This is a genomic window from Candidatus Chlorohelix allophototropha, from assembly GCF_030389965.1.
GTDB classification, from domain to species: Bacteria; Chloroflexota; Chloroflexia; order Chloroheliales; family Chloroheliaceae; genus Chlorohelix; species Chlorohelix allophototropha.
Map to the genome: position 1 here is coordinate 1,997,782 of NZ_CP128399.1, position 18,866 is coordinate 2,016,647.

The following is an 18,866-nucleotide window of genomic DNA, read 5'->3' on the forward strand; positions in this document are numbered from 1 at the left end:
AGTAGCGTTCACAAGCCAACAAAGTCTATGGAGACAAACACGAATGCCAGATTTTGAATTCGATTTCTTACCTAACCATCCGGCGGGAGTTTGCGCTCCTGCTGGTTGGCGTTCCGGTAATACCTATTGCGGTTTGAAAACTTATGGAGCGGGAAAGCTCGATCTCGGTTTGCTAGTTTCAGATGTTCCCGCCGCTGCTGCCGGGGTTTTCACTACCAACGTGGTGAGGGCAGCCCCGGTTTTCCTGTGTGAAGAAGTAGTTAAAAGAGGTCAGGCGCAAGCGGTAATTTATAACGCCGGAATTGCCAACGCTTGTACGGGCGAACAAGGTATGCTTGATGCGCGCGAAATGACACGCATTGCAGCGTTAAAGCTAGACATTGACCCTAAGTTGGTACTGGTAACCTCAACTGGAGTTATTGGGCATTTACTGCCAATAGAAAAAATCCAATCCGGGGTATCGAACATTGAACTTCAATATGGCGAACCAGCAGGTGCAAGTGCTTCCTTTTGTATCATGACCACCGATACCCGCCCGAAACGCTGCGTCGTACGCCTCAAACTAGATGGTAAAACGGTTCATATCGGCGGTATGTGTAAGGGCGCAGGTATGATTCATCCCAATATGGCTACGATGCTCTGCTATTTAACCACCGATGCCGCCGCCACTTCCGACTATTTGCAAAAAGTGGTACGTGACTTGGTAGATGATAGTTTTAATTCCATAACGGTGGATGGCGATACCAGCACGAATGACAGCGTTCTGTTACTGGCAAACGGGTTAGCGGGTAACACTACCCTCGGAGCGGGAGCAACACCGGAAGAGGAACAACACTTTAAAGCTGCTTTGCGCGAGGTGATGGTATATTTGGCTAAAGAAATCGCCAGAGATGGTGAGGGTGCTACTAAACTGATAGAGGTTCGGGTGAGGGGTGCGCAAAACAAACAGGAAGCGCGCTTAGCTGCTCGTACCGCTGCCGGGAGCAGTCTTCTTAAATCGGCGGTTTATGGTAGTGACCCAAACTGGGGGCGGGTTATAGCCGCAATGGGGCGCAGTGGCGCAATTTTTGACTCGAACAAAACCGACATTTGGATTGGAGAAGTACCGCTGATGTTGAGCGGCACACCCCAGAAATTTGAGAAAGCCTCGGCGCAAGCTGCCCTAAAAGGTCCAAACGTCATAATTACGGTGGATATGCACACCGGGAATGAGGGCGAAGCAATTGCTTGGGGCTGCGATTTAACCGAGCAGTATGTGGTAATTAACAGCGAATACGAGACTTAATTTCAAATCCTATTAGAAAAGCAAGGAGCCTATTTTATCGGATAGGCTCTTTTTAAATCAGAAGGCTAATTGCTACCTAAAGCAGCCAGCAAAAAAAGGATGTTTATAGTTTATCCAAATTTTTACTCAGCGAGTATTGAGCTAAAAGTTAATCATTATTATAATGGAGAAAATAAGTAGTTATTTTCTAATCAAGCAGTATCTATGGCTGAACAAAACAAACATACTTCAAATAAGACTCAACAGCGACCCGGAATTATTAATGCCACAATGGTGATTACTTTCTTACTCATGGCGGCAATCGGAATTGGCATATTTTTCTCTGCCAAAACCGACACTCAAATCCACGCCTCAAGTAAACAAGTCACACCGACTACCGATTCCAGCAATATTAATTCTCCTTTGGATAGTGTTATAAAAGTTCATATCGCAGGGGCTGTGCGTAATCCCGGAGTTTATCGGCTAAAGGAAGGTGACCGGGTGGAGGACGCGATAAATGCTGCTGGAGGCATAACTGATGAGGCGGATTTGCTGAAAATAGATTTGGCACGCAGAATAGTGGATGAGATGCAGATAATTGTACCTAGTTGGACACCTACCGCTGCCCCACTCACTACTACTACAACCATTCCGCTACAAAATACTCCTTCACCACCTCTCGAAAATGGGAGTGATGGGAAAATAAACGTAAATTCTGCCAGTGCCACGGAGTTAGATAAATTGCCTGGAATCGGTACGGTGCTTTCCGCCCGCATTGTGGAATATCGTTCCAAAATCGGGCTTTATCGCAATATTGAAGATTTGCGTAAGATTCCCGGCATAACCAACAGCGTTATAGAAAAAATCAAAGACCTTATAGCCTTCTAGTTGAGCTTAAACTTTCTATTCGTACAAATTGCACATAGTCTTTATGTATAAATTATGCAATGTGCCCTTGATTTTCAATTATCATTTTGGTAACAATAATGTAGGATTATAGAGATAATAGGTAAAACCTATAACTCCTGAAACTTACGCCTTGGTATTAAAATTGGGCGATCTGCTCATACTATTCGGGAGATAAGAACAATGGAAAAATCTAAGAACAACGAAATTAACAATCAGATTGATGATTTAATCAACTATGATGGTGAGCCGTTGAAAGGTGATTCCTCTGGCAGCAAAGATTCATTCCGCTATCGTGGCACAATGGAAGAAACTGTTACCCCTATCGCTCCTTTTGTGGTGAGTGACGATGATTCTGAGGACGAACATTTCTCCTTCCGCGATTACACCGCCGGTTAGTCTTTAGCCATATCCACGAGAGTTTGAATTTATGCCGGACAATGCTGAGTCCGGTTTTTTATTTGCTCTTATAAAGTTCGCGATACACCGCATAATTGGTATAAACGATTCTTACATACTGGCGAGTTTCCCCGTAAGTGATACCATCCACGAACAGGTCGAAATCTTTCTCCGGTGGGTTTGCCTTTAACCAATCCCCCACATTGCCGGGTCCGCCGTTATAACCGGCAAGCGCGGCATAAGGGTTGCCGTTGAAATTATCCAACTGCCGATTGAGGAAGTAAGCCCCAAAGCGGATTGCGGTATAGGGTTGGTATAAATCTTCAGGGCTGAAATCGCTAATCCCTAATGTTGTGGCAATACTTCGCCCGGTAGCGGGTATTACCTGAGATAAACCACGCGCCTCTGCTCCCGAAGTAGCGGTGGGGTCAAATGCGCTCTCCTGCTTGATAAGTCCTGCCAACAAAAGAGGATCGAAGTCATATTGCTTTGAAAACTCAAGGATAATATCCTGAAAATCCAACGGATAGATTAATTTTTGCAGTAGAGTCGGTGTGCTGCGTAAGCCCGTGGCAAGGCTTTGCTTCTGGTATAGCGCGAATACTTCCTTAGCGGCAAGAATGGATTGGCTATACTGACGATTGTCATTGAAAAGCAGCGCCAGACAATATAATTCGAGCGGCTTACCTGAAAAACGAGCTTGCGCTTCCATAGCTTCCCGATTAGCTTGCTCAGTTTTGCTCAGTCGGGTTAATTCTATCATTCGTTTTATGCCGCTATCTTCCCTTACAGCCTTGAGCGCTGCTTCTAGCGAAGGACTAGAGGGCGTAGCCATATTTGGGGTTGTTTTTGTTGCCCAACCCGACAACCATGTTTCCAATTCCTTGCGTTCTCGCTCGAAATCGGCTGCAAATTTTTGCGGGTTAAAAACTGCCGGATGTGTTTCGGGAGTGGCTTTTACAGGCGCAAGGGGATTAACTCCGGCGAGTATTTCAGCCGCCCTTATAGAATAATAATCGTCAAATTTGGCGGCTGCCAGTTTTTGGTAAAGGGGACGCGCTTTATCGGGGGCTTGTGCGCTATAAGCCTCTGCCACTCTAAAGAGCGCTTCTCTGCCGCTGGATGAGTTGCTATTGAATAATTTCGTAGCCGATTCCAATGCGCCGTCTGCGCCATCTTTTTGCAAAATCAGACTGAAACTATTGAATTGTGCCTCTACTCCATAGCGGGGACTGCCTGAGAGCTTGGCAAACTCGGTAATTGCTTCATCCGCCTTGTTTTGCTGGCGTAGCAACGTTGCCAGTTGCCATTGGGCATCCTCTCCAGCTTCGTTAGTGGGGAAGCGGGCAGCAAGTTGCTTGTATTCGCTAATTGCTCTATCCGAGTTGTTGAGCCGCTCATAGCTAACCGCTTCCCAGTACCATGCGCGGGCGAACCGCAATTGCTCAGCCGCTAACACTTCGGCGGATATTGCGGGAACGGGCTGTGTTGGGGCAGGACGTTTCAGGAACTTATCCAAAATAACGAGCGTATTGGTAGAATCGCCTTTTCGATAAGCGTTATATCCCTTGAAATAATCATCCATACCGGAGTCATCCCGGTCAATTAATATTTGCAAGGCATTTCCGGCTGCGCTAGTTCCAAAATACTGGTCAATCACTACCCGATAAGCGGCGTTAGCTTGCTCTACCATCTTGGCTTTATCGTATGCTGTCGCGATTTTAAATGCCACATCGGCGCGATAGCTTTGTACTTTCGCAAAATCAAGAATACGCTTGTAAAACGCTACCGCTTCTTCGGCTTTACCCTGCGCTGCGTAGTAATCGCCATTTTTCTCAAGCGCCTGTGCTTGTAATAGGTTCGAGCTACTTTCCTTTAAATCCGCCGCTTTTTTGTAACTATCCAACGCTTCTACCTGCTTGCCACCCTTAATATAGGCTTCGGCGATAGCGTAGTTTACATAACCTTCGATTACTTTAGCGTTTTCCTTGCCTTCCGCCAGATACTGTTGATATGACGCAATTGCCTGTTCCCACTGACCCAGATTCGCCTGCGCTTCGCCAATTCCGAAGTAAGCTAGGTAGCGGCGAGGGTCGCTTGGAAATTCAAGCTGGAACTTGAGATAGTCATCTATCGCTTCTTTGTATTTTCCCAAACGGAATTCGGCTTGGGCAAGTCCATACCGCGCCGACCCTGCGCCTGTACCGTTAGGATAACTTTGTAGCACAAAACGATAGCGTGAAACTGCCTCGCTATACTGCCCGTTGTAATAGGGCACATCGGCAATAGCTGCCAGTCGCGCCGAATCGTCTTGTGACTGTGTAGCTTTGGGGGAAGTATTAAGGCTGAAATCATCTGTAGATGGGTTAGACGAGGTATTTGTGCTGGATGTAGTATTAGTGGTTATGGTTTTTTGCCCACCTTGTTGCCCAAGTTGGAAACCGACCCAGATTGAACCAGCGATTATAAAGATTATACCCCCGCTTATCAGCAACCAAATTTTAAGGCGCTGTGGCGAGGGTTTACCCGATTTTAGCATTATGAACGAGGTCTGGAATTAATTATCAATTCCAGAAATTCCTCCGCTTCCTCCAAATTTAGCTCGTAGGTCATTTTGCCATAGCGACGCTGACTACGTTTGTCCACAATATCCGGCGCAATGTTATGACGGGTGCGGGCTTCATTGTAAATCTGTTTTAACGCCAAACGGGTTTGGACATCCTGTACATTATTTAGCCTATCCTCAATCACCGGATCGATTAATTGAGGTCCACCGCTAAAGCCCGGCTTACGAACGGTCGGTACGTCAGGAACACGCTCAAGCGGTGTAAGGATAGGGGCAGAATCAAGTTCTTCCGTGCGTGGAACGGGGCGTAAACGTGGAGCTTCTTCTCTAATTAATCGCACCTCTCCCAAGCGTGGTTCATCCAGTTCATTCGTCTCTTCCGGTTCTTCTTCTTCGCTGAGAAGTTCTAGCGGCAATTCAATGGAAGCCGGTTCGTCCGTTTCGTCATATTCTGCATCATTATCACCGGGCAGTGTAATCGGCGCATATTCAAGGGGTGGGTCAAAATCGGTGGCATATTCCAATCCGAAGCCAAGCATCGAAAGCGCCCTTGATAACGCTAGGTTTTCAGCAGCGATAAGATAGGATAAATCGTTCCGATTGTCCTCAATAGGAGATTCTGCACCCCATCCGGTAGCCACTGCGCCATTGGGTAGTTTAATTTCAGCTTGAAAAATCGCCATCCCACTATCTCGGCTAATCAATTGAGTACGGATTTCTGCTTGGGGTTGCTCAAGTCGAAGCCACGCAAGCTGCCATTTTAGCGGTAAATACTGGCTATTGCCACGTGGCTGTAGATATTGGGTAGGGTCAAATTCTGTTTTGTTGCCGGTACGATTGCCGCCCGTTGAAGCCATTTTTCCACCGAATCCTGCTGATTTAGGTAAATAATAGGTAACTATTCACCCCCTGCCCCCTCAAGGGGAAAAGAGAGAGGAGTAATAGGGGACACCCCTATGACCCCGCACAGGGGTTGCCACCCCTAAGAACCCCGCTCGGAGTTTCTAGGTCTATTTTCTATCTAGCTGAATTGTTACAATAATTGTTCAATTAGCCGAATTTTACCACAAATTGTCAACTTATTTCTACTTTACCAATTCCATAACTTGCTCAAATAACCAACCGTTAGTAGAAATCCCGCATTGCCCGTAAATTGTAGCTTCTCCCTTATAATCGGTAAAAGTTCCGACGGCTTCCCGCAAAATCGGCAACAGCGCGGCACAATCCCAGATAGAAAGCTCTGGGTCAAGCATAATTTCGGCGCGTCCGGTTGCTACCAGCATATGGGCGTAGCAATCGCCCCAGCCTCTGAAATTCTTGACACGCTGCCTGACCTTCCAGAAAGACTCATCGGGAGTTGCCGGAACGTTACCTGCCACCAGCATCGCCTCGTCCAGTCGCTTTACCTCAGATACTCTGGTAAGTCTGCCGTTGAAGAAACAACCCAATCCTTTGGCAGCATATACAATTTCATTTATGGCGGGCATATTTACTACCCCCAACACAGCTTCCCCCTCAATTTCCAGCCCCATCATCACCCCATAAAGAGGTACACCATGTATGAATGAAACGGTACCATCAATAGGGTCAAGAATCCAGCGATAACTGGAACCGGCGTTAATTTCGCCAAATTCTTCACCTAGAATGCCATGCTCTGGAAAGCGATCTTTAATAAGGCGGCGTAACATCTTTTCAGATTCACGATCGGCTATTGTAACGGGGGAAGTATCAGCTTTAGTTTCAATTTCAAGATTGGTTTTAAAATAATGGCTGGTAATATCGCCTGCCTGTTTTGATGCCCACACTGCAAATTCAAGGGTGCTTTTCAGATTCTGCATGTTTTACTCTCCACGCGCTATCTATATAGTAACTAGTATGACGGTTGTAATCTACCGGGAAATTGTAATAAATGCAAATTTGCAGAGTTACCAAAATAAAAAAAAACAGTTCCGGCTTCATTGGGTCGAGACCGGAACTTTGGGAGAGAAAGAATGGATGGACAGATAGATATTTGTAAAATGTGAGAGGAAAACTGGTATATACATTTAGTGCCCCTTGCCGGATACCGGGAGGGGCACTCATTACTGAAAATTAGTTGTTGGAAACTTTCTTGCCGGTCGAAGTGAGTTTTTCGTTGATTGACTCAATCTTGCGATCCAGTTCAACTACTGCGGCATCGCTGGCTACGCGCAAGGCATTCATATTGGTGGTGGTGGACTTTACGCCTTCCTGCCATACTTCCTGGATGATACCTTGGGTGCGGCGTGCGCGCTCGGTGTAATCTTCAAGCAACTTCTTGCCTTCGTGCTGGTTGGCTTCAACTTGAGCAACAATTGACTTGGTCAGTGCGAGGGATTTCTCGGTGCCCCATAGTACACTGTTTACCGCGCCGTAGAAATATTCGTTTGCCAGATCCATCATTTTGTTAGTAGTGGTTATCCAATCGTTCATTTGTTTTAGCCTCCTGCAAGCTACTTAGTATTTTTATCGTTATTTTCCCCGATAATGGGGTTAAAACTAAAGGGACTAGGAACCATTCCACCAGTGTATAGTTTGAAAAAAAAGTCTAAAGTCTTTCTATATTGATCCAGGCCATTAGCCCAAACGTTCAAGAATTCTTCGCCTGCATCAGTCAGGGTGTAAATGCGACGGGCTGGACCTTCTGCATTGGTGTCCCACTCGCTTTTTACTTTGCCTTCCTTTTCAAGCTGCCTCAGCGCTCGGTACACAGTAGCGCGATCGTTCTGGTCGAAACCTGGGAAACCCATTCGCATCAACCGCTCCCACACCTCATACCCGTGCATACTCCATTGCTTTAACAGAAGTAGCATATAAGGTTGCAGAAAAGTTTTTGGGGCAAAGCTAAAACTTGATTCCTCACTTTTAGCTTTTGGTGGAATTTCATTTTCAGGAACAGGATTTTTATCCTCTTCCTCCCGTACACTCTTGATGCCTTTGGCGGGTCCTCCACCATTTCGGTGGGGTTTTAAAACCTCTGCCTGAAAAGTATCTTTCAGAGTGTTTTCGCTGTTTTCTTTACCAGCAGTGTCTTTAGTATTCATATTTTTACTGCTATCTGTCCTTGGGTTAGCATTCATCTTTAATCTCTACCTATGTGCATTATACACCTATATACAAATATGTCAAGGGGTTTAAATCGAATTGATAAAATTCCGCTGAAATCGCGCTTTGGCTAACATAAGCGGGTAGCTAAAACAAAAACCGCGATTTCCCTTTTTTGCTACCGTACAGATATAAAGGAGAGGAAAAGGAGGAGAAGGTTGAGGCAGAGTGGTAAACTGTAGTTTTCTTACCGACCAAAGTAGAAAGCAAAAGGATACCAAAATGAGTGACAACCTTCGCCGACATCGTGCCATAAAACAGCAATTGTTGCAACTCCACCCACAAGCGCAGGGGCGCGAATTACAATATTTAACAATTCTAGCGATGGTGATCAGTGGGATTGTAGGTAGTCGGCATAGTGCGTTGCCTAATATCGCCGCCAAAGTGCCAGATAAAACTAAACGGGAAAGCCGCATCATCCGAATGCGCCGATTGCTCAAAAATGATAACTTTAACCAAAAAGTGGTGTATGCTCCTTTCGCCAAACAATTGCTGAGTAGCCTGTGTCATTGTCCACTGGTACTGGTGATAGATGGCAGTCAGGTTGGTGCTGGTGGAATGGGCTTAGTAATCAGTGTAGTATATCAGGGGCGGGCTTTACCTTTGGGTTGGTTGGTGGTTAAGGCTAAAAAGGGACATTTAGCTCAAGCTTTGCACATCAGATTGTTAAAGCAAGTTCACTCGTTGGTTCCGTCTGGTAGCCAAGTAGTCTTTTTGGGTGATGGTGAATTCGATGGCTGTCGTTTGTTAAGACGGTTAGATTATTACGGTTGGCAGTATGTCTGTCGTACTGCTAAAAATAGCCAGGTCTGGTTGGATGAACAAGCTCATTATGCCATCAGTAAGTTAGGGGTTCAGCCTGGTCAGGTAGTGAGTCAGAGCGGCGTAGCATTCAGCAAACACGAGTACGGACCAGTACTGGTCATAGCGGTCTGGCAAAAGCCTTACCGTGAGCCACTTTATCTGGTGAGTAATTTGGCTCTAGCCCAGGAAGCAATCCGGTACTACAAAAAGAGGTTTAGGATTGAAACCTTCTTTTCCGATAGCAAGAGCCGAGGGTTTCGGCTGGACAAGAGCCATTTGGATGACCCTAAACGGCTAGAAAGGTTATTGTTAGCGGCTTGTCTGGCTTATCTTTGGATTGTACATCTGGGTACGATAGCTTTAGCTGAAGGCTGGAACCGGGTCATTCATCGCACCGAACGACTGGATTTGAGCCTGTTCAATTTAGGTTTGAACCTGCTTGAGCATTTTTTGAATGAACATTTACCCTTACCAGTCGCCTTTATCCCTTTTCTTTTAGAGGATTTCTAATTGTGTACGGTAGCAAATTCCCTTTTAGAAGATGCGCGGTTTTGTAATCAACTTTTCTATTCAGGCTATTTTTTAGGCAAAGGCAGGCGATTGGAAGTTTCCAATGTAATTGTCTAGGCTGAGTATTCTGATTATGTGTCGCTGGGTGTGATAGTTTGAGAAGCGGTAACCCGCCGCTACTTGCTCAAGCGCATTTTCATCCAGTTCCAATACTATTCCAAATACTGCATGAATTGCTGATCGCCAGTCATTGGAAGTAAAAGCATAGCCATCTCTGGTGGCAAATCTGACCAATCCGGGTATATCATTTACATCAGATTCAAACAGTTTCTGCTGAGTAATGGGATCGTTAAGCATCTTATCCAAGTAAGAAAGCGCTCTAACCTTAGACATACTCATACCTCTCTCTCCGATTGCCCAATAGGGCAATTTAATACTAATTTTCAGCTATCATTCATTTCAGGTAATCTTCCAAATTTGTGGGATGTGCGTTTTGCTTGTCTGTGCTAATTCTAGCCAATACTCTTGCATTTTACAGTTAGGGTAATCACCTGAAATACGAATTATTCGTCACAGTATTTGTGTGACCTGAATAACATTATGAGGAGGATTGAGTTTTGGGCTACTTAACCTAATTATTTTGGTTTGGTTATTTGGCTTTTCAAATAAAGAACCGGAAGAGCAAACCTTCTATCCGGTTCTCTATTAATAATTATCTAGAAACGACCACCTACGATAATGATGCCTTGCGCAGCTATTGGGTTTGTCCATTTCAAATATTGGTCTAGGTAGCGAGGGGTTAGCGGTTGGGGGTTGATACCACCTGCGACCTGCTCAAGGACGTTCTCATCTAGTTCGCCATAGGAAGATTCAACGGCATCCCGCCAATTTTGGTGGTTGAACACATAGCCCTGCTGGGCTGCGAAATTAATCAAGCTTTCAATGTCCATATTCCCCAATTTTTCCAGCTTATGCTGTAGGGTGACATCACTGTTCATTTTCTGAATAAAAGCCGCCGCATTGATTTTAGACATTAGGATACCTCCAAACTATTTTGACTAGTAAAGATAATTTTATTTACCGGATCTCTCTGCTTATGCTAGGTGGTGCAATAATCACATTTATGGAGTTGCTTTATTGACCTTGATAACGAAGTGGAAATCCTGAAATGATACTTTCCCACCAGTGATTTGATCAAGTGAGTTATCATCTAGTTCTCCGTCAGAAGATTCAACTGTATCATACCAATCTTGGGAACTGAAAACATAACCCTGTTGGGCTGCGAAATTAACCAGCGATTCTATATCTCCTAAGTTTTCGAGCTTGTGCTGTAAGGTAACCTCGCTGTTCATTTTCTGAATAAAAGCTGTCACATTGATTTTAGACATCTGGATATCTCTATTTACTATCGCCACACAAGGGCAAACTATATGTTTCTTGAATTCAATTTGCTAAAACGTATTGATTTAGCACTACAGAATTGGAGAGAAGCGTCTCAGATCTTATTATCTTCCCTCGACTCCTTGTTAGTTATTTTCGACAATACGCCTGTGAAGTCCGGCGGCAATGGTTGTGGGTTTATACCGCCAGCGACCTGATCAAGCGCATTCTCATCCAACTCGCCGAGAGATGATTCAATCGCCTCATGCCAATCCTGCGCGCTAAAAATATAACCCTGTTGGGCTGCGAAATTAACCAGCGATTCTATATCTATGTTTCCCAATTTTTCGAGCTTGTGTTGTAGGGTGACATCACTGTTCATTTTCTGAATAAAAGTCGATGCGTTGATTTTAGACATCAGGACACCTCCACTTTTTACTTACTCGGTTTAAAAACAAGAATGGGTCAGGCATTTCACCCGACCGATTCTCCAAAAATTGTTGGATTAGAAGCGACCGCTTACGATAATGATGCCTCGTGCGGATAATGGGTTTGTCCATTTCAAATAATGCGCAAGGTAGCCAGGAGGCAGGGGTTGGGGATTTAGCCCTCCGGCAACTTGTTCAAGCGAGCTTTCATCGAGTTCGCTATAAGAGGACTCTACTGCTTCTTTCCAATCCTGCGCACTGAAAACATAACCCTGCTGGGCTGCGAAATTAACCAGTGATTCTATATCCATGTTTCCCAATTTTTCGAGCTTGTGCTGTAATGTGACATCACTGTTCATTTTCTGAATAAAAGTTGATGCGTTGATTTTAGACATCAGGATACCTCCACTATATTATCGCCACATAAGGACGAGTTATACGTTTCTTGATTTCAATTTTGCTAGTGTGTATTGGTGTAATGATGTGCTAATTATATTAATACTGCTGTCCATATACTGTAATAGCGCACACATCTATAAGGCGACCTATATCACATTAAAAAGCATATTAGATAACACAAATATTATTTATTACACAAGGAATGATTTTATTGTGGGTGCGGGGTAGTAAATTCAAGTGCGGCTGCCAACAGCGCAAATACTAGGTCGTTTGCTACCTGTAAAATCCGGTTGAGCGCTACAATTAGTAATAATGTGGGTGTAATTGGCACTACCAAACCAAGCAATGCTAACAGACTCAGTTCTATTGCACCCAAACCTAGCGGTATAAAAAAGAGTAGGTTGGCGGCTATGCTGGTGATTGATGAAGCCCAAATGCAGTAAGCTAAAAGAAAAAACCAGTGTGTATAATCCGGTTGGAGATTAAAAGCATATAACAAGATTACCAAGCGCAGCCCGTTTAATCCCCACACCCCCAATGAAGTAAGCCCCTCCAGCGGTCAAATTAAATCCTGGTAAGTCGAAAAACCATCGGTACAATAGAAAATCGCTGGGGGCAATTCGTCAGCAAATTCTTGCATTTTTTCCTGGCTGCGCTCTTCCATTACCGCACAACCCGTGATTAGAAGAGTGTCTCGGCATACACCCATTACGACGCAGACTTGTTTTTTTTTGGCTTCTACAAAGCTAAAAAGCTATCTACCTCAATGTAATCAGTGCGCTCCTGGTCGCTTACCTGGTCGGGTAAAAGCTTTTGGGCGGCTTCGACCCAGTTAATAACGCTTTGATTGTGGACGTTTAGCAACCGACCAATCGCCCGATAAGAAGTGCCTTCCAAATAAAGTTGAACGGCTAGCTTACGGGTCGGGGGTCGTAGCCTAGCGGTTTAGGCTGGGGTGTAAAATAGCGAGCGCAGTCCTGACAGCGATAACGCTGGGTACGGCTGCGATTGAGACCAGCTTTAATGACATAGTGATTATGTTGGCAAGTCGGGCAGTTTGGGTGACTCATTGCTTCTCCTTTTTCTTCTGGGCTTCTCGAAGCAATTATATCCTACTCTGCTAGTATAGGCACTCCCAGAGGGGTAGTAACCGCCTGACTATTAGGGTGTGTTGTTTCTAACAGTTTATCCAATCGTTTCTGATCTGCCAAGTGCTTGCTATCTCGAAAGGTTTGAAGAGGGGTCTTGCCGTAACAGTACCGCCCACTATGCGACCGCTCCCGATTGTAATACTCCAGCCATTCATCCAGATCGGCCTGAACATCCTCCACACTTTGATACAGCTTCTTGCGAAAAGCAATCGCATAAAACTCTTCCTGCATTGTTTTTTGTAAGCGCTCTACGATCCCGTTCGTTTGGGGCGAATATGCCTTCGTCTTCGTATGGTCGATGTCCTCGATTGCCAGATATAACTCGTATTCGTGGTGAGCCAGATTGCCGCAGTACTCCGTTCCGCGATCGGTCAGCACCCCGCAACACCTCCACCTCCTGCTGCTCGAACCAGGGCAGCACACGGTCATTGAGCATATCCGCCGCCGCCAGGGCATTCTTGCAATCATACAGCTTGGCGAAGACCACCCGCGAGTAGGTATCGATCACAGTTTGTTGATAGATACGCCCCACCCCCTTAATGGTTCCAACATAGTAGGTGTCCTGGGCAATCAGGTAACCGGGATGCTCAGTTTCAATCTCCCCGTGAGCTTCCTTCTCTTCTTTAGCTTTTTCCAGAGCCTTAAGCCGAGACTCAGTCAAAACCAGGTTTTCCTGAGCTGATTTTGCTTCCAGAGCTTTTAGTCGCTTTTTGAAGGTTTCAAGGTGAAACGAAAATCCCACGCTTTTTAAGTTCATTGCTAACCCGCAACTGACCGAAGGCGGGCTGGTCGTAGGCGAAGGTGACCACGGCTTCTTCGATATGGGGTTCGACCCGATTAGCCGGGAGGGGCTTTTTGCGGCTAATATCTTGAAGCGCCTGATCGCTCCCGGTATCGTACAGTTCACGGTAGCGATAGAAAGTATCGCGGGAATAGCCGAGGACTTTGCAGGCCTGGCTGACATTGCCTAACTCCTCGGCTAGCTTCAGCAGTCCTACTCGCCCTTTGATGATTTTTCGTTCGACTGACATCGGACACTCCTTCTGATAATGCTTGTGTTGATTTTACCATACGTGTCCGATCTAGTCCTAATCATTACAACTTAATAGCTGTTTTTATTTTCGGCTATCTTACTATCAGCTTTTTCCATTTACACACACAATTTTACACTCTCGAAGGTCTCCAATTGTTTTCGCAGCAAGCAAGGTGTATGGTGGGTTACCTTGTCAAGACAATCGGTTAAGATAGTTTAAGGTCGTTAGCTCCTTACTAATTGAATAAGGTCGAAGTCGTCATTCCCTTTGTCAGTGTTTTTAACCGAAGTAAACCCTACTTGGAGTCTGGTAATCCAGCGACTGATGCGGTCGGCGATTATTATAGAAATCGAAATATTCGCCTAACCCAACAGTAGCTTCAGCGGTATTTGCGTAATCGGCTAAATAAACATTTTCCCACTTTGCTGAACGCCAAAGCCTTTCGGTGAAAATATTATCTAAGGCCCGACCTTTACCGTCCATGCTGACCTTGCTGCCGGCTGCTTCTACCAACCGGGTGTAGTGCGGGCTGGTAAAGTGACTGCCCTGATCGCTATTAAAAATCACAGGTTGAGCTCTATTCAAAGCTCGCTCAACCGCCCGTGTCACAAAAGGTTGTTCTAAAGTTTCGCTTACTTCCCAACTTACAACATAGCGGCTGTACCAATCAATGATCGCAACCAGGTAGGCCCAACTCTTACGCAACGGCAAATAGGTTATGTCAATGCCCCAAACGTGATTGGCATAGCTGGCTTCAATGTTGCGTAACAGGTACGGATAAACCTTATGCTCGTGATTACGCTTCGATAAATTTGGTCCGGGAGCAATGGCTTCCAGGCCCATTTCTCGCATATAACGCTGGACTGTCCGGCGATTAACCGCAAAGCCAGTCTGGCCGAGCTGACAGGTAATGCGCCGTGAACCGTAAAAAGGATAGTCGGTATAGATCAGGTCAATACGTCGCTTGAGCTCGATTTCAAAATCGCCAGGTTCAGTTTTCTGGTAATAAAGGCTCGACCGTGCCACTTGTAGCAAGTGGGCCTGAGTGGAAAGGGCCAATTCACTTTCTTCCCGTTCGACCAGGCTCAGACGGTTCGGTCGAGATACCGACACTTTCAACTTTTTTTTTCAGCCAGTTAAGCTGGATAGTTAGCTTACCGATTTCAGCGTAAAGTTTTTCTTTTTCTTTGTCGTGTTGCTCATTGATGGCTGCCAGATGCTTCTGAAACTGGGCTTCATCTGCAAAATTAGCAGGCATCGCCGTTAATGCTGCTTCGCGCCAGCGTCTCAACTGGGTGGGATGAACCCCATGTTTCGAAGCAATCTGGGTTAGAGTTTGCTCCTCTTTGAGGAGTTCCTGGACAATTTGAGCCTTAAAAGTCGGCGAGTATTTCTTTCTGGGTGTAGTCATAGTTTTTAGTATACACCTTCCTTAATCCTCACCGATTGTCCGGATTTGCTACGCCATTATAGTGCGACTTTCTTCTGTCGCATTCGCAGTTACATTTCCACGCTGCGTAAGCAGGGGATGCGTGCTTTTTATGCTTTGCTCCAATCCTTCTTGGGTCGTCCGATTATCCCTGTCTACCACTCCTGAGTAATTACATTCAAACTCCCTTTTCAGTGTGGCTTGTATTTTTCTTTTCTCCACTTATATACGAAAAAGGGTTTCATTTTTCTTTTTCCCACTTTACCACTAAATTTTACTGAGATCCTGATCCTTCTTAATTACTAATCTAATACCAAAATGCTTGGGCATCGCTTTAAGAGCCGCATCCCTCCAACGGCGTAGTTGGGTAGGATGAACGCCATTTTTTGAAGCAATTTGTGTCATAGTTTGCCCCTCTTTAAGGAGCTCTTGCACGATCTGGGCTTTAAAAGCCGGTGAATATGCTTTTCGAGTAGTTGTCATAGTTATCAAGATTTCCACCGTTCTTCTAGACTTTGGGTTAAGTAATATTGGTCTATTCCATGTACGATTCACGGTTTCGTTACTTTTAGCACTAGAGTTGCGGCTGAACCGAAGAACTGAACAACGAAAAAGGGTTTGGTAAGGCCTTAACTTTATCCCATCCAAAAATTTGTTAAAAGCCATCTTGCTTCCTTTCGCTATTTTGGTTTATTTGGTCACTACCTTTAGCGAATCGAAGCTTTTGCTTGTTTTGTTATTCTCTGAAACGCCCTGTCCTGTTTATCCATCGATACGCATCTTCCCGTTTTAAAAGTGATATAATTCTAAGTAAGCTTGTAAAAGCTCAGAACTTTCGTCTGGAACAATAATGATTCTAGAATAGATACAAAGAGCTTATGTCTCTTGCCTAAAGCGAAAGTACAAAAGCTATTAAATAGATAACATATATAGAGGAGAATATATAATTGTGATGCCTATTATAAATGACGAAATTGTGCTGAAAGCCCTTAGTACTGTGCAAGAGCCTGAATTGGGTGGTGATTTGGTGAGCCGTAAGATGATACGTAACCTAAAAATCGAGGGAAGCAATATCACCTTTACCATTATGCTTACTACTCCCGCTTGCCCTCTAAAGGATGTTATGGAAAAACAAAGCACGGCTGCTATTCGGAGCATGGTTCCCGACGCAGGTGCAATAAAGATAAACTTTGACTCCGATGTACGAATGAATCGCCAGAATCCCAATGGCCAACAGGAACAGTTGTTGCCTATGGTTAAGAATATTATCGCAATATCAAGCGGTAAGGGTGGAGTTGGCAAGTCTACCGTGAGCGTAAACCTTGCGGTGGCGTTAGCTCAGGATGGAGCTAGAGTCGGCTTGCTTGATGCAGATGTTTATGGTCCAAATATTCCCATGATGATGGGCAGTAGCGAAAAGCCAAAGCAAGTTTCGGCTGATAAAATCGGCGCATTGGAAGCGCATGGCGTAAAAATGATGTCAATCGGGTTTCTTGTACCACCGGGCAGCAGTATGACTTGGCGCGGGCCGATGGTTCATGGTGCTTTGCAGCAATTAATGCGTGAGGTAGAATGGGGTACGCTTGATTATTTTATCGTGGATATGCCTCCCGGAACTGGCGATGCCCAATTGACCATGACCCAATCGGTGCAGTTGAGTGGTGCGGTAATTGTCAGCACTCCTCAAGATGTAGCATTGGGTGATGCAGTGCGTGGAATTGCGATGTTCCAGCAAATGCGCGTGCCCATTTTAGGTATTGTTGAAAATATGAGTTATTTCAACTGCCCTCATTGCGGTATGCGTACCGAGATTTTTGATCACGGCAAGGCTGAAATAGAGGCGAAAAAACGCAACATCCCATTTTTGGGTAATATCCCGATTGATACCAATATTCGAATCGGTGGTGATAATGGCGTTCCGATAGTAGTTTCTGAACCTGATTCAGCAGTAGCACAAGCTTTCAAGCACGCAGCTCGGCAAATGGCAGCCCGTATCTCGGTACTGGCAACTCGCACCCTGCCTGTTATCAAAGGTTAATTCTTATAACACTGTCGATGTTGTTAAGGGCTGCAAGTAGTTTGTGTTATATTGAGCTTAGATAGGGGAACTAAAAATAATTAAGTACCCGTACCAAGACAAGAGGGGTGGATGGTAGGGTAGCTTAGTGTACCTGTGAAATGACAATAAGAGCGGCAAAAATCAAGTTATGAAAGGCTCTGTGAAATAGTTAATACCATAATAACGCTCTATTTCCACAAATAATAGCCATATTTGGGCTATAATATGCAAGGTGTTGTGAAAATTTTATAGAACGGATAAGTAATGAATATCAAGCGATTTAAAGCGGCTGGCTTGAATTGTATTGAAGTATCGCCCTTATTTGCGCGAGAAGATTTGCCTATTGTGGTGATTTTGCATGGATGGGGCGAGTGGGGCGAAAATTATTCTCTGTATGCCCCCTTAATTAATAGCTTAGAATATCGCTTTATATTTCCGAACGCTCCGTTTAAAGTTCCCGGTGCATTATTTAGCTGGTTCAAACTTAAATACGAGGGGTTTTTTCTCTCAAATCTGGCTCCCCAAGTTGCTACCGCCCGTTCTTATATCACTTCCTTGCTGGATGAACTCAAAGCACGTTATAACTTACCGGCGAATCGTATGGCTCTTGGTGGCTTTAGCGTCGGTGCGATGACTGCGTTGGATACCGGTATTAGTTATCAAGATAAATTGGCAGGGCTTTTTTCTCTCAGCGGTTTTATGGTAGCCGATACCCCATTTGAATCATCCAATATGTTGAATCTGGACAATTATTACGCGAATGACCGGGGCACATTAGAAAAGGATCTTCGGAATTTTGCAATTAGCAACACGCCGGTGTTGATTGCGCATGGCATTTATGATTTTATGATACCCTCGCAAGCCGGACGTGCTGTATATAAACAGCTAAAAGCTGCTGGTGTTCCGACCCAACTTTATGAATTCATCGGAAGCCACCAGTTTACCATTGATGAATTTGTAACTCTGAATTATTTTTTGAAAAATGCTTTTAAAACTGCCCTACTACAGGAAGCACCGATAAAATAAAGGAGAGAATTCCAAATTATGATTTTACATAACTATTGATTACACACAAAATAAGGAGCAGAAAAGTTGATGCGCCTGTGCTACAACATCCTCGCCTTTTGCCGTATTCTTCTCTAACGCTTGTTTTACGTGCGTTCGCCAGCGGCAAAGATAAAGCCGTGTTGGTGCTCTCTGATACGCTCTCTAATTCTGCTAGGATAGCCTTCAGTTGTTCGAATCCTGCTAACCTCTCCCCATTACCAACCCTCTATGGTTGTATCTGACTACAAGCATTGCGAGTCTTTTATATTTTATTACCAGAGCAAATCAATAATTTACTTTCATTCTAGAAACGTGGGAAAGAAAACAGTTAGGTAGTTTGAACAAATTTGGTCGCAAAACCCAAGAG

Annotated in this window: 21 protein-coding genes and 1 pseudogene; 6 read left to right on the forward strand and 16 right to left on the reverse strand. The window is 44.8% G+C overall.

The features are described from left to right. The first annotated feature begins 43 nt into the window (after positions 1-43). The 3 genes from argJ to OZ401_RS08870 all read left to right on the forward strand — a co-directional run bounded on the left by argJ (position 44) and on the right by OZ401_RS08870 (position 2,569). Complete coding sequence (argJ, locus tag OZ401_RS08860; protein WP_341467871.1) at positions 44-1,285, forward strand: bifunctional glutamate N-acetyltransferase/amino-acid acetyltransferase ArgJ; 1,242 nt, start codon at positions 44-46, stop codon at positions 1,283-1,285. 204 nt (positions 1,286-1,489) lie between these two features. Further along, positions 1,490-2,152, forward strand: a complete 663-nt coding sequence (locus OZ401_RS08865; protein ID WP_341467872.1) for a ComEA family DNA-binding protein — start codon at positions 1,490-1,492, stop codon at positions 2,150-2,152. Positions 2,153-2,353: 201 nt separating this feature from the next. After that, positions 2,354-2,569 carry a hypothetical protein gene (locus OZ401_RS08870; protein WP_341467873.1) on the forward strand — a complete coding sequence of 72 codons (216 nt, stop codon included), beginning with the start codon at positions 2,354-2,356 and terminating at the stop codon, positions 2,567-2,569. A 58-nt stretch (positions 2,570-2,627) separates the two neighbouring features. On the opposite strand, the gene OZ401_RS08875 is transcribed toward OZ401_RS08870, so the two are convergent. The 5 genes from OZ401_RS08875 to OZ401_RS08895 all read right to left on the reverse strand — a co-directional run bounded on the left by OZ401_RS08875 (position 2,628) and on the right by OZ401_RS08895 (position 8,233). Further along, a complete protein-coding gene (locus OZ401_RS08875) occupies positions 2,628-5,108 on the reverse strand; it encodes a lytic transglycosylase domain-containing protein (protein ID WP_341467874.1) in 2,481 nt (826 codons plus the stop codon). Then, the gene (locus OZ401_RS08880) at positions 5,108-5,992 is read right to left on the reverse strand and encodes a hypothetical protein (protein ID WP_341467875.1); all 885 of its coding nucleotides are present in this window, start codon (positions 5,990-5,992) and stop codon (positions 5,108-5,110) included. Before OZ401_RS08880 ends, OZ401_RS08875 begins: the two co-directional genes overlap by 1 nt. Before the next feature lie 228 nt (positions 5,993-6,220). Further along, a complete protein-coding gene (locus tag OZ401_RS08885; RefSeq protein ID WP_341467876.1) occupies positions 6,221-6,973 on the reverse strand; it encodes an inositol monophosphatase family protein in 753 nt (250 codons plus the stop codon). A gap of 253 nt (positions 6,974-7,226) precedes the next feature. After that, positions 7,227-7,586, reverse strand: a complete 360-nt coding sequence (locus tag OZ401_RS08890) for a hypothetical protein (protein ID WP_341467877.1) — start codon at positions 7,584-7,586, stop codon at positions 7,227-7,229. A gap of 20 nt (positions 7,587-7,606) precedes the next feature. After that, on the reverse strand, positions 7,607-8,233 hold the full coding sequence (locus tag OZ401_RS08895) for a helix-turn-helix transcriptional regulator (protein WP_341467878.1): 627 nt from the start codon (positions 8,231-8,233) through the stop codon (positions 7,607-7,609). A 247-nt stretch (positions 8,234-8,480) separates the two neighbouring features. Between OZ401_RS08895 and OZ401_RS08900 the strand changes: the two genes are divergently transcribed. After that, complete coding sequence (locus OZ401_RS08900; protein ID WP_341467879.1) at positions 8,481-9,572, forward strand: IS4 family transposase; 1,092 nt, start codon at positions 8,481-8,483, stop codon at positions 9,570-9,572. Between the two features lie 72 nt (positions 9,573-9,644). On the opposite strand, the gene OZ401_RS08905 is transcribed toward OZ401_RS08900, so the two are convergent. The 11 genes and pseudogenes from OZ401_RS08905 to OZ401_RS08955 all read right to left on the reverse strand — a co-directional run bounded on the left by OZ401_RS08905 (position 9,645) and on the right by OZ401_RS08955 (position 16,059). Continuing rightward, on the reverse strand, positions 9,645-9,965 hold the full coding sequence (locus OZ401_RS08905) for a Nif11-like leader peptide family natural product precursor (protein ID WP_341467880.1): 321 nt from the start codon (positions 9,963-9,965) through the stop codon (positions 9,645-9,647). A 323-nt stretch (positions 9,966-10,288) separates the two neighbouring features. Next, positions 10,289-10,606, reverse strand: a complete 318-nt coding sequence (locus tag OZ401_RS08910) for a Nif11-like leader peptide family RiPP precursor (RefSeq protein ID WP_341467881.1) — start codon at positions 10,604-10,606, stop codon at positions 10,289-10,291. An 87-nt stretch (positions 10,607-10,693) separates the two neighbouring features. Beyond that, a complete protein-coding gene (locus OZ401_RS08915; RefSeq protein ID WP_341467882.1) occupies positions 10,694-10,960 on the reverse strand; it encodes a Nif11-like leader peptide family natural product precursor in 267 nt (88 codons plus the stop codon). A gap of 107 nt (positions 10,961-11,067) precedes the next feature. Next, a complete protein-coding gene (locus OZ401_RS08920) occupies positions 11,068-11,370 on the reverse strand; it encodes a Nif11-like leader peptide family natural product precursor (RefSeq protein WP_341467883.1) in 303 nt (100 codons plus the stop codon). Between the two features lie 87 nt (positions 11,371-11,457). Next, complete coding sequence (locus tag OZ401_RS08925) at positions 11,458-11,775, reverse strand: Nif11-like leader peptide family RiPP precursor (protein WP_341467884.1); 318 nt, start codon at positions 11,773-11,775, stop codon at positions 11,458-11,460. Between the two features lie 212 nt (positions 11,776-11,987). After that, on the reverse strand, positions 11,988-12,317 hold the full coding sequence (locus OZ401_RS08930) for a hypothetical protein (protein WP_341467885.1): 330 nt from the start codon (positions 12,315-12,317) through the stop codon (positions 11,988-11,990). Between the two features lie 200 nt (positions 12,318-12,517). Continuing rightward, a complete protein-coding gene (locus tag OZ401_RS08935) occupies positions 12,518-12,676 on the reverse strand; it encodes a hypothetical protein (protein ID WP_341467886.1) in 159 nt (52 codons plus the stop codon). Positions 12,677-12,690: 14 nt separating this feature from the next. Continuing rightward, complete coding sequence (locus tag OZ401_RS08940; protein ID WP_341467887.1) at positions 12,691-12,849, reverse strand: IS1/IS1595 family N-terminal zinc-binding domain-containing protein; 159 nt, start codon at positions 12,847-12,849, stop codon at positions 12,691-12,693. 42 nt (positions 12,850-12,891) lie between these two features. Next, positions 12,892-13,961 (reverse strand): annotated as a pseudogene (locus OZ401_RS08945) (IS481 family transposase). Positions 13,962-14,243: 282 nt separating this feature from the next. After that, a protein-coding gene (locus tag OZ401_RS08950) for an IS3 family transposase (protein WP_425607600.1) occupies positions 14,244-15,375 on the reverse strand; the annotation gives its coding sequence in 2 pieces (ribosomal slippage) (positions 14,244-15,084 and positions 15,083-15,375; 1,134 coding nt in all). Positions 15,376-15,660: 285 nt separating this feature from the next. Then, positions 15,661-16,059 (reverse strand): transposase, encoded by a 399-nt coding sequence (locus OZ401_RS08955; protein WP_341467889.1) that lies wholly within the window; start codon positions 16,057-16,059, stop codon positions 15,661-15,663. Between the two features lie 286 nt (positions 16,060-16,345). Here OZ401_RS08955 and OZ401_RS08960 point away from each other — a divergent pair, with 286 nt between their 5' ends. Then, entirely contained in the window at positions 16,346-17,431 is a 1,086-nt protein-coding gene (locus tag OZ401_RS08960; protein ID WP_341467890.1) for an Mrp/NBP35 family ATP-binding protein, read from the forward strand. A 285-nt stretch (positions 17,432-17,716) separates the two neighbouring features. Further along, a complete protein-coding gene (locus OZ401_RS08965; protein ID WP_341467891.1) occupies positions 17,717-18,478 on the forward strand; it encodes an alpha/beta hydrolase in 762 nt (253 codons plus the stop codon). The last annotated feature ends 388 nt before the right edge of the window (positions 18,479-18,866 follow it).

Bases quoted from the DNA above. Each gene is read 5' to 3' on its own strand.
- OZ401_RS08875 (WP_341467874.1), bottom strand. From the start codon at position 5,108: ATGCTAAAATCGGGTAAACCCTCGCCACAGCGCCTTAAAATTTGGTTG.
- OZ401_RS08905 (WP_341467880.1), bottom strand. From the start codon at position 9,965: ATGTCTAAGGTTAGAGCGCTTTCTTACTTGGATAAGATGCTTAACGAT.
- OZ401_RS08885 (WP_341467876.1), bottom strand. From the start codon at position 6,973: ATGCAGAATCTGAAAAGCACCCTTGAATTTGCAGTGTGGGCATCAAAA.
- OZ401_RS08910 (WP_341467881.1), bottom strand. From the start codon at position 10,606: ATGTCTAAAATCAATGCGGCGGCTTTTATTCAGAAAATGAACAGTGAT.
- OZ401_RS08900 (WP_341467879.1), top strand. From the start codon at position 8,481: ATGAGTGACAACCTTCGCCGACATCGTGCCATAAAACAGCAATTGTTG.
- argJ (WP_341467871.1), top strand. From the start codon at position 44: ATGCCAGATTTTGAATTCGATTTCTTACCTAACCATCCGGCGGGAGTT.
- OZ401_RS08965 (WP_341467891.1), top strand. From the start codon at position 17,717: ATGAATATCAAGCGATTTAAAGCGGCTGGCTTGAATTGTATTGAAGTA.
- OZ401_RS08940 (WP_341467887.1), bottom strand. From the start codon at position 12,849: ATGAGTCACCCAAACTGCCCGACTTGCCAACATAATCACTATGTCATT.
- OZ401_RS08895 (WP_341467878.1), bottom strand. From the start codon at position 8,233: ATGAATGCTAACCCAAGGACAGATAGCAGTAAAAATATGAATACTAAA.
- OZ401_RS08880 (WP_341467875.1), bottom strand. From the start codon at position 5,992: ATGGCTTCAACGGGCGGCAATCGTACCGGCAACAAAACAGAATTTGAC.
- OZ401_RS08920 (WP_341467883.1), bottom strand. From the start codon at position 11,370: ATGTCTAAAATCAACGCATCGACTTTTATTCAGAAAATGAACAGTGAT.
- OZ401_RS08865 (WP_341467872.1), top strand. From the start codon at position 1,490: ATGGCTGAACAAAACAAACATACTTCAAATAAGACTCAACAGCGACCC.
- OZ401_RS08890 (WP_341467877.1), bottom strand. From the start codon at position 7,586: ATGAACGATTGGATAACCACTACTAACAAAATGATGGATCTGGCAAAC.
- OZ401_RS08925 (WP_341467884.1), bottom strand. From the start codon at position 11,775: ATGTCTAAAATCAACGCATCAACTTTTATTCAGAAAATGAACAGTGAT.
- OZ401_RS08870 (WP_341467873.1), top strand. From the start codon at position 2,354: ATGGAAAAATCTAAGAACAACGAAATTAACAATCAGATTGATGATTTA.
- OZ401_RS08960 (WP_341467890.1), top strand. From the start codon at position 16,346: ATGCCTATTATAAATGACGAAATTGTGCTGAAAGCCCTTAGTACTGTG.
- OZ401_RS08955 (WP_341467889.1), bottom strand. From the start codon at position 16,059: ATGGCTTTTAACAAATTTTTGGATGGGATAAAGTTAAGGCCTTACCAA.
- OZ401_RS08915 (WP_341467882.1), bottom strand. From the start codon at position 10,960: ATGTCTAAAATCAATGTGACAGCTTTTATTCAGAAAATGAACAGCGAG.